Origin of the sequence: Arthrobacter sp. Marseille-P9274, from assembly GCF_946892675.1 — a bacterium.
GTDB lineage: Bacteria > Actinomycetota > Actinomycetes > Actinomycetales > Micrococcaceae > Crystallibacter.
The window spans coordinates 267186-281309 of the sequence record NZ_CAMPOV010000002.1; the positions used below are offsets into that span (position 1 = coordinate 267186).

The 14124-nt window shown below is 65.7% G+C and carries 11 protein-coding genes and 1 pseudogene; 8 read left to right on the forward strand and 4 right to left on the reverse strand.

The window, feature by feature from the left end:
• From OC550_RS14460 to OC550_RS14475, 4 genes are all read right to left on the reverse strand, one after another.
• The gene (locus OC550_RS14460; RefSeq protein ID WP_262106599.1) at positions 1-807 is read right to left on the reverse strand and encodes an amidohydrolase family protein; all 807 of its coding nucleotides are present in this window, start codon (positions 805-807) and stop codon (positions 1-3) included.
• Positions 804-1985: an acyl-CoA dehydrogenase family protein gene (locus OC550_RS14465; protein ID WP_262106600.1), complete on the reverse strand. Its 1182-nt coding sequence runs from the start codon at positions 1983-1985 to the stop codon at positions 804-806. Before OC550_RS14465 ends, OC550_RS14460 begins: the two co-directional genes overlap by 4 nt.
• A gap of 123 nt (positions 1986-2108) precedes the next feature.
• A complete protein-coding gene (locus tag OC550_RS14470) occupies positions 2109-3272 on the reverse strand; it encodes an acyl-CoA dehydrogenase family protein (RefSeq protein ID WP_262106601.1) in 1164 nt (387 codons plus the stop codon).
• Positions 3273-3450: 178 nt separating this feature from the next.
• Positions 3451-4239, reverse strand: a complete 789-nt coding sequence (locus tag OC550_RS14475; RefSeq protein ID WP_262106602.1) for an enoyl-CoA hydratase/isomerase family protein — start codon at positions 4237-4239, stop codon at positions 3451-3453.
• A 172-nt stretch (positions 4240-4411) separates the two neighbouring features.
• On the opposite strand from OC550_RS14475, the gene OC550_RS14480 reads away from it, so the two are divergent.
• From OC550_RS14480 to OC550_RS14515, 8 genes and pseudogenes are all read left to right on the forward strand, one after another.
• Positions 4412-6448, forward strand: a complete 2037-nt coding sequence (locus tag OC550_RS14480; RefSeq protein ID WP_262106603.1) for an FAD-dependent oxidoreductase — start codon at positions 4412-4414, stop codon at positions 6446-6448.
• Positions 6441-8588 carry an acetate--CoA ligase family protein gene (locus tag OC550_RS14485; protein WP_262106604.1) on the forward strand — a complete coding sequence of 716 codons (2148 nt, stop codon included), beginning with the start codon at positions 6441-6443 and terminating at the stop codon, positions 8586-8588. The genes OC550_RS14480 and OC550_RS14485 overlap by 8 nt, the downstream gene beginning before the upstream one ends.
• A 12-nt stretch (positions 8589-8600) precedes the next feature.
• Positions 8601-9614, forward strand: a complete 1014-nt coding sequence (locus OC550_RS14490; protein WP_262106605.1) for an LLM class flavin-dependent oxidoreductase — start codon at positions 8601-8603, stop codon at positions 9612-9614.
• Positions 9615-9703: 89 nt separating this feature from the next.
• Positions 9704-9769, forward strand: a pseudogene (locus OC550_RS14495) (hypothetical protein); the annotation flags it as partial.
• A gap of 55 nt (positions 9770-9824) precedes the next feature.
• Complete coding sequence (locus tag OC550_RS14500; protein ID WP_262106606.1) at positions 9825-10415, forward strand: SDR family NAD(P)-dependent oxidoreductase; 591 nt, start codon at positions 9825-9827, stop codon at positions 10413-10415.
• A 51-nt stretch (positions 10416-10466) separates the two neighbouring features.
• Entirely contained in the window at positions 10467-11732 is a 1266-nt protein-coding gene (locus OC550_RS14505; protein WP_262106607.1) for an acyl-CoA dehydrogenase family protein, read from the forward strand.
• Between the two features lie 65 nt (positions 11733-11797).
• Positions 11798-12982: a thiolase family protein gene (locus OC550_RS14510; protein ID WP_262106608.1), complete on the forward strand. Its 1185-nt coding sequence runs from the start codon at positions 11798-11800 to the stop codon at positions 12980-12982.
• Positions 12982-13848: a 3-hydroxyacyl-CoA dehydrogenase family protein gene (locus tag OC550_RS14515; RefSeq protein ID WP_262106609.1), complete on the forward strand. Its 867-nt coding sequence runs from the start codon at positions 12982-12984 to the stop codon at positions 13846-13848. Before OC550_RS14510 ends, OC550_RS14515 begins: the two co-directional genes overlap by 1 nt.
• Positions 13849-14124: the final 276 nt, after the last annotated feature.

Genomic DNA, 14124 nt, shown 5'->3' on the forward strand with positions numbered 1-14124 from the left:
TCAATTGGGCGACAGCTGCAGCAATCGGGCAAGGTTACAGCCAAGCACCTGCCGGGTCTCCTCGTCGGTCAGGCCAAGCCCGTGAATGGCGGCAATCTCCTCGCCGGGGTTGGTCATCGGCCAGTCGGACCCGAAGACTATCCTTTCGGCTCCGTGGTTGCGGATCAGCCTACGGACCCGGTCCGGCGCGAGAGTGGTCAGCGTGGGCGGCCAGGACGTTTCCAGGATGACGTCGGCACCGGAGAGCATCTCCTCGGCGTCATCGAGGATCTTGTAGCCGCCGAAATGGCAGGCCATCAAGGTCAGGTCGGGGAACTGCCGCGCGATGTCGGCAATCATCTTGGGACTCGACAGCGCGTTGGTCCGCGCGTCCCCTCCTTGGCCAACGTGGGTGATGACGGAGATTTCCGACCCGAAGGCGTCCAGGATCCGCCACAACCTCGGATCGTCCAGTGCGAAGTTCTGGAACAGCGGATGCAGTTTCACGGTCCGGATCCCGTGGCGGCGCAGGCTCGCCATGTTCTCTTCGAGCGGAAGGTCCACGTGGACCGTGCCCACCGGGTGCCGCCGCCCGCTGGCCAGACCGGCTACGAAGCGGTTGACGGAGTCCACGTGCCGCGCTTCGTTGGCGATCCCCAGGCAGCAACTTGCCTGGACACCATGGGCATCCATCGCCGCGTCGAGCCCGGCCACCGTGCCGTTCCCCCGCGGCTCCAGGCCCGGCACCGGGTTGGAGTTCAATGCCAGACCGGCAATCTTGTCGGGCCAAACGTGGGTGTGCGCATCGATGATGAGTTCGGGTTTCATTTCGCCACTTTCTGCAAACGCCGGGCCAGCGAGTCGAGCAACACCTCGGTGGAACCCTCGTAGATGCGCAACGGCCGGGCATTGCGGTAGAGGCGTTCGATCTTGGAACCCCGCACCAGTCCGAAGCGGCCCATGACCTGCACCGCACGGTCCACTACGCGGCCAGCGGTCTCGGTGGCACTGATTTTGGCCATGGAGGAAAAGTCCAGGTGGCCCAGCGGATCGGTGCGGGCCAGCGCGGCCGCGCGGTAGGCCATCGATCGTGCGGTCTCAACCTCCGTCCAGGACAGCGCCAGCGACTGGGCGACCGGTCCCAGTTCGATCAGCGGGGCACCGAACTGAGTGCGGTTTTGCGCGTGCTTCAGGGCTTCGTCGAGTGCAGCCTGGGCCAACCCGACGGCGGAACCCGCCACCGACACCCGGAAGACGGCCAGTGCCTGGAGCATCAGCGAGAATGCCTTCCCCGGGATACCGAGGCGGTGGCTGGCCGGGACCACGACGTCGTCGAACTCCAGTTCACCGAGGATGTGCGGCGCAATCAGGTCGTCTCCGGCGCGGGCGGTCAAGCCCTGGGCGTCCGCCGGAACCAGCACCATGGAGTATCCGTCGCCTTCTCGCCCCAGCACGCAGTAGAAGGAGGCGGCGCCGCCGTTGGTGATGAAGGACTTGCGGCCTCGGACCCGAAGGCCCCCGGCGACCTGTTCAATGGTTGTCTGGACGGCGCGCAGGTCGGAGCCGACTTCCGGTTCGGTGAGGGCGATGGCGGCAATGGCTTGGAGCGACACGACTTTGGGAAGCCACTCCTGCTTCAGTTCCTCGGTCCCGCCGACAGTAAGTGTGTAGGAACCGATTCCCTGAACGCCAAAGAGCGAATCCAAGTGCGCCGACGAGTACATCAGCGCCTCACGGATAACAGTGATGGCAAGCGGGTCGAGCGTCTCCGAATGTCCGCCGTACGCCGCCGGCACCACGTGCGCGGCCAGCCCGGAAGCCGCTAGGGCCGAACGCATCGGCTCGTAGAGCCCCGAGGACGCGTCGGCCTCGGTGGCCACCGGATCCAGTTCGGCGGCCAGTGCCCGGGCACGCTCCTGAATCTGTTTGTGGCCGTCGTCCAGGTCAAACCCTCCGCCCACAGTCAGCACGGCAGCATCCATGTCCATCTCCAGCTCAACGCTCACAGCTCTTTCCGCTCCTTCAAAGAATTACACCTCTGTCAACATCATTAGCACGACGGTCCGCGAGCCTCGCCGCCCCACTGCACGGCTCCGGCCGCGGTACATACCGCGGCCGGAGCCAGTGCGTCAGCGCCGCTGGTCGAAGCGACGCCCGAGGACCTCCGACACGATGCGGATGCGCTGCATTGACGGCGTGCCGCCGGCGATGGCCCAACCATGGGAATCGCGGTGAAGCCGCTCGAGTCCATACTCCTCGGTGTAGCCGTTTCCGCCGTGCACCTGGATCGCCAGGTCGGTGACCTTCTTCGCCATCTCGTTGGCGGTGCACTTGGCCAGCGATACCTGCAGCGGGTCCGGAATCCCGTTCTCACCGCTGTGGGCAGCCCGCTCCACCAGCAGTCGCGCCGCCTCGACCTGAAGCACCATGTCGGCGACCGACATCTGGATCGACTGGAATTCCACCAGATGCTTGCCGAACTGTTCCCGTTCCTGGATGTAAGCCAGCGTCTTGTCCAACGCCGCCTGTCCGATCGCCAGGGACATGGTGGCATTTCCCATCCGCTCGATCGAGAACGCCCCGAAGAGCGAACTGAACTTCCCGGCCGGCACCACGACGTTCTCCTTCGGCACGAGCACGTCGTCGAAGATGACGTCCGCGGACGGGATGCCTCGGAAGCCCATCAGCCGCTCAGGTACGCCGAAGCTGACCCCGGACATGGTTTTGTCCACGACGATGGCGCCGATCCCCTTGGCCCCGGGCGCGTCGGAGAGTCGTGCGTAGACCAGATAGTGGTCCGCCTCTCCGCCGTTGGAGATCCAGCGCTTGGCGCCGTTGAGGACGTAGCCATCGTCCCCGACCGGTCGCGCGGTGGTCCTGGCGTCGGTCGCGGCAGAGCCGGCGTCCGGTTCCGAGATGGCCACCGCCATGGTCTTGTCACCGGTGATGATGTTCGGTAACAGCCGCTCGCGCTGTTCCTCCGTGCCCAGGTGATTGATCACCTGGGCAGGACCCGTATTCGACTCGAAGATCTGGAAGGCCGCCGGCCGGCAGACTTTTGCGAATTCCTCGATCACCGCGAGCGCTTGAGATAACGGCGCGCCGGCACCGCCAAAGCGTTCCGGGTGCGCGATGCCAAGGAACCCGAGGTCTCCGAGCCGCTTGCGCTCGGCCAAGGATATCGGCGTCCTTGTTACATCCAATTCCTCGGCCATCGGCGCGTAGACCTCTTCGGCCACTTGGGCCGCCAGCTTACGGGTTTCGGCATGCTCATCAACAACGGAAACCGTCACGGCCCCCACCTCCAATTACATCGATCCATGGGCAACGCCCTGGAAGGGCTCTTCAACCTCGGGAATCCGGCTCTGCAGTGTCGCTGGACCAGAATCTAAGTGTCTGTTGTATTCATTATCCTAGATTTTAGTAGGAAAGGAAAGCCCCCTTCCTGCAAAAGCGAAAAGGGGCCCTGGGTCAGGCTGAGCCCACGGAGCCCGCGGTGGCGCGGAAGCGCGGCTTACGCTTCTCCATGAACGCTTGCGCCCCCTCTCGCATGTCGTCGCTGCCGATCGCCTGGATAAGGGATTCAAGACCCGCCTGCATGTTGTCCTTCGAGGCATTCCACCACATGTTGGAGCTCACCTTTGCGATCTCCAGGTAGCGCGGGCTGAGTTCGTGGATCTCGGCGAGCCAGCGGTCCACGCCCTCCTCGAGCAGCCCGTCCGGAACGACTTCGTTGATCAGGCCCATCGCATAGGCCTGCTCAGCCGTGTACCGCCGGCACATGAAGGACATTTCCTTACTGCGCTTCTCTCCGATCTGGACGGCGGCGAGATTGGTGGCACCGAGCACCGGCGCCGAGCCCACCTTCGGCCCGGTTTGTCCGAAAGTCGAACCCTGGGTAGCAATGGCGAAGTCGCAGGCAATGACCAACTCGTTGCCGCCGCCGGCCGCTGCTCCGTCCACCGCGGCGATGACGGGGCGCGGGCACGCCCGAATGGCATCCACGAGACGCAGCGAGGTCGTGAACAGTTCGCGCAACTCCTCCGGGTCGGGGTCGCTCAACTGGCCGAGAGCACCCCCGGCGCAGAACGATCCCCCGCTGCCCGTGATGACCACGGCCTCCGCCCTGAAGGCGGACTGCAACCCATCGATCATGGCCTTGGCCATTTCCAGGTCGTAGGCATTCCGCCGCTCCGGACGCTCAAGCCTAATGCGGACAACGCTTCCATCGTCCTTCACACTGACTCCGACTGACGACATGTCAACTCCAAACGTTAGGTAGGCCCGAGCCCCTGCAATGCACCCCCCTCGAGACGGGTCCATGAAGAGTCTATGCACATAGATTGCGATCCAGCTCGGTTTCGACGGTTAAGCAAGGCACTCAGCAGCCTCCCGCCTTGACCCGGCTTCGAGCGCGATCTAAGTTAACTATATGAATCATGACCAACAATTGGAAGGTCGGCTCCAGAACGCCTTTCCGCACTTGTTCTCGCCCATCATGTTGGGGCCGATGCAGCTGCGTAACCGGGTCATGATGCCTCCGCACAACTCGGCAATCGGCAACCTCTGGGGAACTGACGAGGATGAGGCAACGCGTACCATCGCCTATCTCGAATCGCGGGCCAAGGCCGGTGTGGCTTGGATCGGCGGGGTAACTGGACGCATCCGGAATCAGTTCATTCCGGGGTTTGAACCCTCGGGGATCAGCGCAGAGACGAAGGGCTATTTCAGACTGCCTTACTTCGTCGATCGCGTGCAGCGGGTCACCGACACGCTGCACGCTGCCGGGGCAGTTGTCACTTGCCAGATGACCATGATCGGCGGCTTCCCGCACGCCCCCTCGGCCCGGCTGAGCTCGCCGGTCAGCAACCAGCTGCCGCATGTCCTCACAATCCGGGAAATCTCCTGGTTCGTGCAGGAGTACGGTTTCTCCGCGGGGCAGGCACAGCGGGCCGGGCTTGACGGCATTGAACTGCACGTCAACCATGACGACCTGCTGGAATGGTTCCTCTCGCCCCTGACCAACCATCGGCAGGACGCCTACGGCGGTTCGCTGGAGAACCGCGCACGGTTCGTCGTCGAGGCCCTGACCGCCATCCGCGATGCCGTCGGAACCTCGATGGCCGTAGGCATCAGGCTGAACCTCAAAGAAGAGGTTCCGGGCGGTTACGACGCCGCAGGTGGCATCGAGACTGCGCAGTACCTGGAATCGAAAGGCCTGATCGACTTCATCCATGCCGTCGTCGGCACCCCGTGGGGCAATCCGAGCTACATCCAGCCGCATTTCTTCGACGCTGGCCAGTGGTCGGAGCTTGCCGGTGACCTGCGGCGCGCCGTCTCGCTGCCGGTAGTGCATACCGGGCTGATCAACTCGCCCGAGATTGCCGAAAGGATCCTGGCCTCCGGCCACGCCGACGTCGTCGGCATGGCCCGGGCGCATATTGCCGACGGCCAGCTCCTGGTTAAGGCCGCCGAGGGCCGCACCGGGGAGATCCGCCCCTGCGTGGGCGGCAACGAGTGCATCAACCGCCGCTATGTCGACGGGCTGCCGTTCGGCTGCGCAGTGAACCCGCATACCAGCAACGAAGTCGAAGGACCTTGGCTGCGATCCGCCAACCCCAAGCGGCTGCTGGTCATCGGCGGCGGCCCGGCCGGGATGGAACTGGCAGGCCTCGCCGCCGAGAGCGGCCACAGCGTGGACCTGTGGGAAGCGCAGGATGAGTTGGGCGGCCAACTGCGCATCGCCTCCGCCGCACCGCGGCACGAACGGTTCGGCCGGTACCTACAGTGGCAGCAGAACCGCCTCGCGGACCTCGACGTCAAGATTCGGCTGAACCAGGCTGCCACCGTGGAGGATGTCCTGGCCGACGGCGCCGACGTCGTGGCCGTCGCCACGGGCGCTTCGGCTCGGCGTCCCTCGGTCCCGGGCGCGCAGGACGGGCACGTGCTGGAAATCCGCGACGTCCTTACAGGCAGGGCGACACCCGGCGAACGGGTCATCATTGTGGCGCAGGACGACCATATGCCGCCGCTGGCCCTAGCCGACCACCTCAGCTCCCGCGGCCACCAAGTGCGGGTCATCTACGCCACGAACGGCCCGGCCCAGCTGCTCGGGCGCTACATCGTCGGCGGCATTCTGGGTCGGCTCAGCGCACAGAAGGTGCAGTTCAGGTTTATGGAAGAAGTCACCGCCATCACCGCCGGCACCGTTACCACGCGCAATGTGTACTCCGGCCTCGAGGACCAGCTGGACGGATTCGACTCCGTGGTCCTGGCTTGCGGCGGAGTGTCGGAGAGCGCCCTGTTCGAAACACTGAACGAGCGCCGGGAAAACGTCCACCTGCTGGGCGATGCTTTTGCTCCCCGCCGGCTGGTCTTCGCCACCCGCCAGGCCTACGCGCTGGCCAAAATACTCCAGGGTCCCCCGGTACCGGAGATTCTGGCAACAGGGAGGACAGCCAGTGAATGAAGAAGAAACCTTGACCGGCACTGGCTTGGACGCCGCCGGCCGCCAACCGCTGGACTTGGGCGCGTTGCTCGCACCGCGTTCCATCGCAATTATAGGTGCCTCGGGCAACGATGAGGGGTACTCCTCGCGGAGCCTCGCTAATCTCCTGCGGACCGGCTATGCAGGCCGTATTTTTCCTGTCAACCCGCGCTACGAGGAACTGGAGGGACTCCGTTGCTACGCGAAGGTCAGCGACATCGGCGAACCTGTCGACGCGGCCATCCTGCTGGTCCGGGCCGATCTGGTGCCGGAGACGGTCCGCGACTGTGCCGGCGCCGGAGTCAAGGCCATCACGGTCTGCGCTGCCGGTTTTGCCGAAGACGGCGAGACCGGCCGGAACCGCCAGCGGGAATTGGTGGATCTGGCCCGTGCCCAGGGCAGCCGGCTGCTCGGGCCCAACTGCATCGGCGCGGTGAGCGTGACGGACAACGTCGTTGCCTGCCCGACGTTGAACATCACCGGCGCCCATACCGCCGGGCACGTCAGCATCGTCAGCCAGAGCGGCGGCATGGCGGTGAATCTCTTCAACCGGGCGCAGGGACGCGGCATCGGGATCCGCGGATTCGTCAGCGTCGGCAACGAAGGCGATGTCGACGTGGCGGACTTAATCGACGCGTTCGCCGACGACCCACAGACCAAGGTGATCGCGCTCTTCGTGGAGGAACTGCGGGATCTCCCGGCCTTCAAGGCCGCTGTGGCCAAAGCACACCGGGCGGGCAAGCCCGTGCTGGCCCTGAAAGTGGGCCGCTCGGACGCCGGACAGCGCAGCTCGCTCAGTCACACCGGCGCCATGGGCGGCTCCCACACCGTCTTCCGCACCATCATGGAGCAACTCGGCGTCCTCGAGGTCGATTCGGTGGACGCGCTGATCGACACGGCGGACCTCATGACGCGGGTCCCGGTGCCCGAATCGAACCGGGTACTGATTGTCTCGCCGTCGGGCGGCGAATGCAGCTACGCGGCGGACCGGGCCAGTGAACTCGGCTTGGACGTCCTGGCGCTGTCCGAGGAGACGGTCCAGGCCCTGTCCCGGACCATGCGCTTCGGCACTCCAAGCAACCCCTTCGACCTCACCGGGCAGGTCATCGGCAACATGGAATTCCTGCTCGAGGTCCTCGGCGAGCTCGAGCGTGCACCGGAATTCGACATGGTCCTCTACGCGATCCCGACGTGGGGCGCGCACGACGCCGAACGGCTGCTGCCGGGCTTCATCACGGCAGCGGAGTCCAGCACCAAGCCGACGGTCATCTCCGCGTGGACGGCCGACAACCTCACGGAACGGGGCGGGGAAATCCTCGCGGACAGCAGCGCCGCCCACTTTGCCTCGGCCGACGCGGCCCTGACCGCGCTGTCCCATCTAGCCCGCTGGGCTGCCCTGCGCCGCGGTGCCGGGGACGCCAGCGCCCGGAGTTCGGTCATGCCGGTTCCGCGTCCGGTGGAACTGCCCGAACTGCCAACGGAGCACCAGGCCAAGGCCTTCCTGCGGCAGCACGGTCTTGCCGTCTCCCGTGAAGTCCTGCTCGCGGATCCGGCGGCGGCCCCCAAAATGGCGGCGGAAATCGGCTGGCCGCTGGTGGCCAAGCAGCTCTGCGCCAACGTGGTACACAAGTCAGATCTGGGACTGGTGCAGGTGGGCCTGCGCGGCGAGGCCGAACTCGCCCGGGCCATGGAAGATTTCGCGGACATCGTCGCCGCCCAAGGCTTGGAGTCCGAAGGGCTGCTGCTGGCCGAACTCCGTCAGGGCGCCGAGGTAATCGTCGGCGGAGTGCGGGATCCGAAGTTCGGGCCGCTGGTGATGGTCGGCGCCGGAGGGGTCCTGGCCGAACTGCTCGACGACGTCGTCTTCCGCCAATGCCCGGTCACCCGGGAGGAGGCAGCGAAGGCCATCGGGGGGCTGGCCGTTGGACGCCTGCTGCGGGGCTACCGCGGCACCGCTTACGACCTGGACTCCCTGATCGAGCTGGTGGTGCACTTCTCCGAGCTGTTTGCGGCCTCCGACTGGCTGCACCAGGCGGATCTCAATCCTGTCATCGTTTCAGAAACATCGCAGGGCGGTGCGGTCATCGTCGACGCCGCCCTCATTCTCACCCCCGTCCACTAAGGAGTTTGGAACATGGCACTGAAGTTCGGGCTTGCCCTGATGAACGACTTCCCGCAGGACGTCGTGCCGGCCAGCCGTGTGGCGATGCTGCGCGAGCAGGTCCGCGCCGCCCGTGATGCCGGCATCGATTCGCTCTGGGTCCTGCAGCATTACCTGGGCGGTATGCCGACGTTGCAGCCGGTGCACCTGCTCTCGGCACTGTCCCAGGACGCCGGGAACATGAAACTGGGTACCAACATGTACATCCTGCCGCTGCGCCATCCCGTCGGCGCGGCGGAGGAATTCTCCACCTTGGACCATCTCTCCAACGGCAACGCGATCGCCGGCTTCGGCATGGGCTACCGCGAAAACGAGTTCAAGTCATTCGGCGTGCCGATGGAGGAGCGAGTGGGCCGCTTCGAAGAAAGTGTGCAGTTGGTGCGCCGGCTCTGGAGCGGGGAACGGACCTCCTTCGAAGGCAAGCACTTCCAGATCGAAGACGAGCGGATCAGCCTCGTTCCGGTCCAGCCGGGCGGCCCGCCCATCTGGATCGGCGCCGGCGCCCACCGCAAGGGTGCCGAGCGGGCCGCCAAACTCGGCGATGCCTGGATTGTGCCGCCGCACACCTCTCCCGAGAAGCTCGATATCGTCCTGGGACAGTACCGGGTCGAGCGGGAGCGCCTCGGTCTGGGCCCGGCCTCCGAGTTCGTGGTCCGCCGCGAGCTCGTCCTGGACCCGGACGCCGAGCGGTCACGGGCTATCGGGCTTGCGGCCCGGAATTCACTGAGCCGCGAGTATGCGAAGTACAACGCGCCGGACCAGACCGGCAATTACTCGCACCTGGCCTCGGCAGAGGCCGCGACGCAGACCGCGGACGCCTCCTACCTGTTCACCGATCCGGCCTCCGCCGTCGTTGCCCTGAAGGCGCTCGAAGCCCAGGGCCTGACCTACATCGTCCTGCGCATGCAGTGGTACGCGCTGGAACAGGAGCAGGTGCTGCGCACCCTGGAACTGTTCAAGAACGAAGTCCTGCCTTCCTTCCAGTGACCGGCGTTGCTCGCGAGAAATGAGGGATCACCATGACACCTCCCGTGCTGCAGGATAAGGTCTCGCTCGTTACCGGTGCGGCCATGGGCATGGGCGCGGCGACCGCCAAACTCTTCGCCGCGGCCGGTGCGCGGGTAGCCGTGGCCGACTTCAACGAGGCAGGGGCCAAGACCGTCGCGGAGATCGAGGCGGACGGCGGCACCGCCTTCTATGTCAAAGCCGGACGTTTCCCAATCGGAGCAAGTCGAGCCGATGGTCGACCCGGTCGTCGCCGAATATGGCCTGCTGGACATAGCGGTGAACAACGCCGCCGTCACGCCGGACGTCAACCCGCTTCCCGAACTCGACGAGGACTACTGGGACAGGTTGATGTCCATCAATCTCAAGGGCGTGGCGCTGTCTCTCAAGTACGAACTGCGGCACCTGATCACGCAGGACCAAGGTGGTTCTATCATCAATGTCTCCTCCGTCCGCGGCTTCCGGCCACGGCCCAATGCGGCGGCATATGTCGCGGCCAAGCACGGCGTCGTCGGCCTGACCAAGGTCGCAGCCATGGAAAACGACTCCCGCAACATCCGCGTCAACTGCGTGGCTCCAGGCGCCATCGATACGCCCATGCTGCAGGCGTCGCTAGTGCACAGAGGTCAGACGGAGGCCGAGTTCGGTCCCCGGCTGAGCCTGCTGAACCGCTTCGGTACGGCCGACGAGGTTGCCCAGGCCACGCTCTGGCTGGCCTCCGACCTTTCCTCCTACGTCACCGGGACGACCATCCACGCCGACGCGGGCTATACCAGCAGCTAAGTCCGCCGGCATACCCATCCACCTGCCAATCCACGAGTCTTGGGAGAGTCCATGTCCTCCGCCACCGGAGCCCCCGCCACCGCCACCGAATCTGTCCTGCAAGCGCCGGCCCGACAGGCCGGACGCCTCTACCATGACCTGCTTTCCAGCCGGGAAACCCAAGAAATCCGTGAGCGGGTGCGCCGATTTGCCGACGACCTCGTAGCGCCCGCCGCCGGCCGGATCGCTACCGGCGACGAAGTGGACGACGGTTTCCCGGCGGATATCTTCGAAGCAATGGCTCGGGAGGGTTTGTTCGAGATCGCTTTTCCCTCCCAGGCGGGGGGACTGGGGCTGGATCGGCCGGCCTCGGCAACCGCTGCCGCCATCGAGGAGCTCGCCTACTACTCCAACTCCGTGGCGGCGATCTACGACGTCCATTGCGTCCTCGCCGGGACCGGGCTGAACCAGGGGTCACCGGAACAGCGCCGGCGGTGGCTCGGCCCCCTGATCCGAGGCGAAATCGTCGGTGCGTTCGCCACCAGCGAGCCCGGTTCTTCCAGCGACCTCAGCCCGCAGTCGGTCCAGACTGTTGGCACCCGGACAGGGGCGGGCTGGCGGCTGAATGGCCGCAAGCGGTGGATCACGAACGCCCCGGCCGCGGACGTGATCCTGGTCCTGGCCCGTACGGGTGATCGGCTGTCGATGTTCATCGTGCCGTCCACGGCCCCGGGGGTCTCCATCGGCAGGGCCGACCGCAAACTCGGGAACAAGGGCCAGCTCACCGCGGACGTCATCCTTGACGACGTCGAACTGCCGGAGTCCGCGCGGCTGGGGCCGGAAGGCGGCGGCCTGAAGATCGCGCTGTCGATGCTGACCTACGGGCGCATCGCGATCGCCGCAGCCGGGGTGGGTATGGCCCAGGCCGCGTTCGACCACATGACGGACCGGCTCAAGACCCGGGAGGCCTTCGGCGGCAAGCTCGGAAGGATGCAGCATTGGCAATTCCTGATGGCTGACCGGGCCTTGCAGCTCGAATCCGCCCGATCGCTCTATATCAAGGCGGCCCTGTTGCTGGACCAGGGAAACCTCTTCCCGGAGCCCGAGGCCGCCATGGCCAAAATTGCCGGCACGTCGCTGGCGGTCGACATCGCGCGTGACGCCGTCCAGCTCTTCGGCGGACTCGGATTCACCCAGGAACTCGGCGCCGACGGCACCACCGGGCCGGTGGAAGCCATCTACCGGGACAGCAAGGTCACCGAGATCTACGAAGGCGCGAACGAGATCCAGAAGTGGATCATCGCCCGCCATCTCCTGGGCCGCGAGGTCGCCGGCTGAGCACCGTCCCGTACAGCAAACCCATTCCCGCCGCAGCGGCGGACCCGAAAAGAAACGAGCCGCAAATGTCACAGGAAAAAATCGTCATCGTCGACGGCGCCCGCACCCCGGTGGGCCGATACGGCGGGGCGCTGATGTCCATGCCTGCCCACGAACTGGGGGCGGTAGCAGCCACCGCGGCCCTGGAACGCAGCGGTGTCGACGCCCAGGATGTCGACGAGGTCATCATGGGCTGCGTCGGCCAAGCAGGCTCCGACGCCTACAACGCACGCCGCGTTGCCATGTCGGCCGGCGTGCTGCCGTCAGCCACGGCGCTGACCGTGAACCGGCTCTGCGGCAGCGGCCTGCAGGCCGTCTGGTCAGCGGCCCAGCAGCTGCGCTGGGGATCGACCGACATTGTGCTCGCCGGCGGCGACGAGTCCATGTCCCGCATGCCATTCCTGGACTTCGAGTCCCGCGCCAATGCCAGGCTGGGCAACCGCACCGTGGTGGACGGAACCCTCGCGATGCTCACCGATCCGTTCAGCAACGAGCACATGGGTGTCACCGCCGAAAACGTCGCAGAAAGATACAACGTCAGCAGGGCGGAGCAGGACGAGTTCGCCCTGGAAAGCCAGCACCGGGCAGCCTCGGCTGCTGCGCGGCAGGCCTTCGATGAGGAGATTACGCCGGTCAAGGTCCTGGGCAGGAAGCCCGTGACCGTCACCGCCGACGAGCACCCGCGCCCCGACACGACCCTCGAGAGCCTGGCCAGCCTGCGCCCGGCCTTCCGGCAGGGGGGGTCCGTCACCGCGGGCAACGCCTCGGGCATCAACGACGGCGCCGCCGCCATGGTCCTGATGCGTGAGGACACGCTGCGTGAACGCGGGCTGGGCGCCCTGGCGACCCTGGAGCACGTGACGGTAGCGGGTATCGATCCGGCCATGATGGGCTATGCGCCCACCTTGGCCCTGCAGAAGCTCTTCGCGGAGACCGGCCTGAAGCCCGGCGACCTCGGCATCACCGAACTGAACGAAGCGTTCGCTGCCCAAGCTGTAGCCGTCATCCGGGATGCGGGGCTGGATCCGGCCACCACGAATCCCTACGGCGGCGCCATCGCCTTGGGCCACCCGGTGGGAGCCACCGGCGCCATCCTGGCCCTGCGCGTGGCCAAAGACCTGCAGCGCCGCGGACTTGAATTCGGCGTCGCCACTTTGTGCATCGGCGGAGGCCAAGCCGTTGCCGCCCTCTTCAGGAGGTGGGAGGCCTGATGAACACTATCTCTGCCGTCGGCGTCGTCGGTTCCGGAACCATGGGCCGCGGCATCGCCGAAAGCGCGCTGCGGGCCGGCATGCAGGTTGTCCTCTACGACTCCTCGCAGGACGCCTTGAGTGCCGCACGCAAGCACATCGAAGGCAACCTCCAGCGCTCGGTCGTCAAGGAGCAGCTCACGGCGCAGCAGGCATCGGACCACCTTGCCTCGCTCAAAACCGCCGGAGAGCTGGGCGCATTCTCCGGTTGCCAGCTCGCCATCGAAGCCGTGCCGGAAATCCTAGAGGTCAAGCTCGCGGTCCTGGCCTCCCTGGCAGAGCACGTTGCCGGCACCGCGATCATTGCCAGCAACACGTCCTCGATTCCCGTCACGCGGCTAGCGCAGGGCGTGGCGAATCGGGACCGCTTCCTAGGGGTGCACTTCTTCAACCCTGTACCGCGGATGCCGCTGGTCGAGGTCGTTCGGACTCTGCACAGCAGCGACGCCAGCGTCGCCGTGGCCCGGGATTTCGTGGAGTCCGGGCTGGGCAAGACTCCGGTCATCATCGAGGACCGCCCCGGTTTCGTGGTCAATGCATTGCTGATTCCGTTCTTGCTGGCCGCGGCACGGATGCTCGACAGCGGCTACGCGGAGGCCGAAACCATTGATACGAGCATGCGGCTCGGGTGCGGCCATCCGATGGGTCCTCTAACATTGGCCGACTTCATCGGCCTGGACGTTGTCTGCGCAGCGGCCGACGCCATGCACGGGGAAACGCATGATCCAGCCCTGGTAGTGCCCAACAATTTGCGCCGACTTGTAGAAGCCGGTCATTTCGGGGCAAAGACCGGGCGGGGCTTTCTTGCCCACGAAACGTCTGAATGATCGAACAGTCTTTACGAGGAGACTTCCTCACTCTCCCGTCTAGGGGATCGAACCGTTAGAAACGAGAAATGTGTGAATCAGGGCCAAGCAAACGGGGCGTTGTCTGACTTGCATTGGACGGCCGCCCCCTACGACGATTGGCAACGACTTGTGGGTTCCCATGTGGAGGTCCGGCGGCGTGGGTGCCACGTGCGATTAGGCGTAGTAGAGTCGGCAACCCGAGATGGTGCAGCCATCTGGCTCGCTCAAGAGGCAGCTCTCACCCGGATGCTCGTG

Excerpts from the sequence above, each read along its gene's own strand:
- OC550_RS14460 (WP_262106599.1), bottom strand. The coding sequence starts at position 807 with ATGAAACCCGAACTCATCATCGATGCGCACACCCACGTTTGGCCCGAC.
- OC550_RS14475 (WP_262106602.1), bottom strand. The coding sequence starts at position 4,239 with ATGTCGTCAGTCGGAGTCAGTGTGAAGGACGATGGAAGCGTTGTCCGC.
- OC550_RS14480 (WP_262106603.1), top strand. The coding sequence starts at position 4,412 with ATGAATCATGACCAACAATTGGAAGGTCGGCTCCAGAACGCCTTTCCG.
- OC550_RS14490 (WP_262106605.1), top strand. The coding sequence starts at position 8,601 with ATGGCACTGAAGTTCGGGCTTGCCCTGATGAACGACTTCCCGCAGGAC.
- OC550_RS14500 (WP_262106606.1), top strand. The coding sequence starts at position 9,825 with ATGTCAAAGCCGGACGTTTCCCAATCGGAGCAAGTCGAGCCGATGGTC.
- OC550_RS14505 (WP_262106607.1), top strand. The coding sequence starts at position 10,467 with ATGTCCTCCGCCACCGGAGCCCCCGCCACCGCCACCGAATCTGTCCTG.
- OC550_RS14510 (WP_262106608.1), top strand. The coding sequence starts at position 11,798 with ATGTCACAGGAAAAAATCGTCATCGTCGACGGCGCCCGCACCCCGGTG.
- OC550_RS14515 (WP_262106609.1), top strand. The coding sequence starts at position 12,982 with ATGAACACTATCTCTGCCGTCGGCGTCGTCGGTTCCGGAACCATGGGC.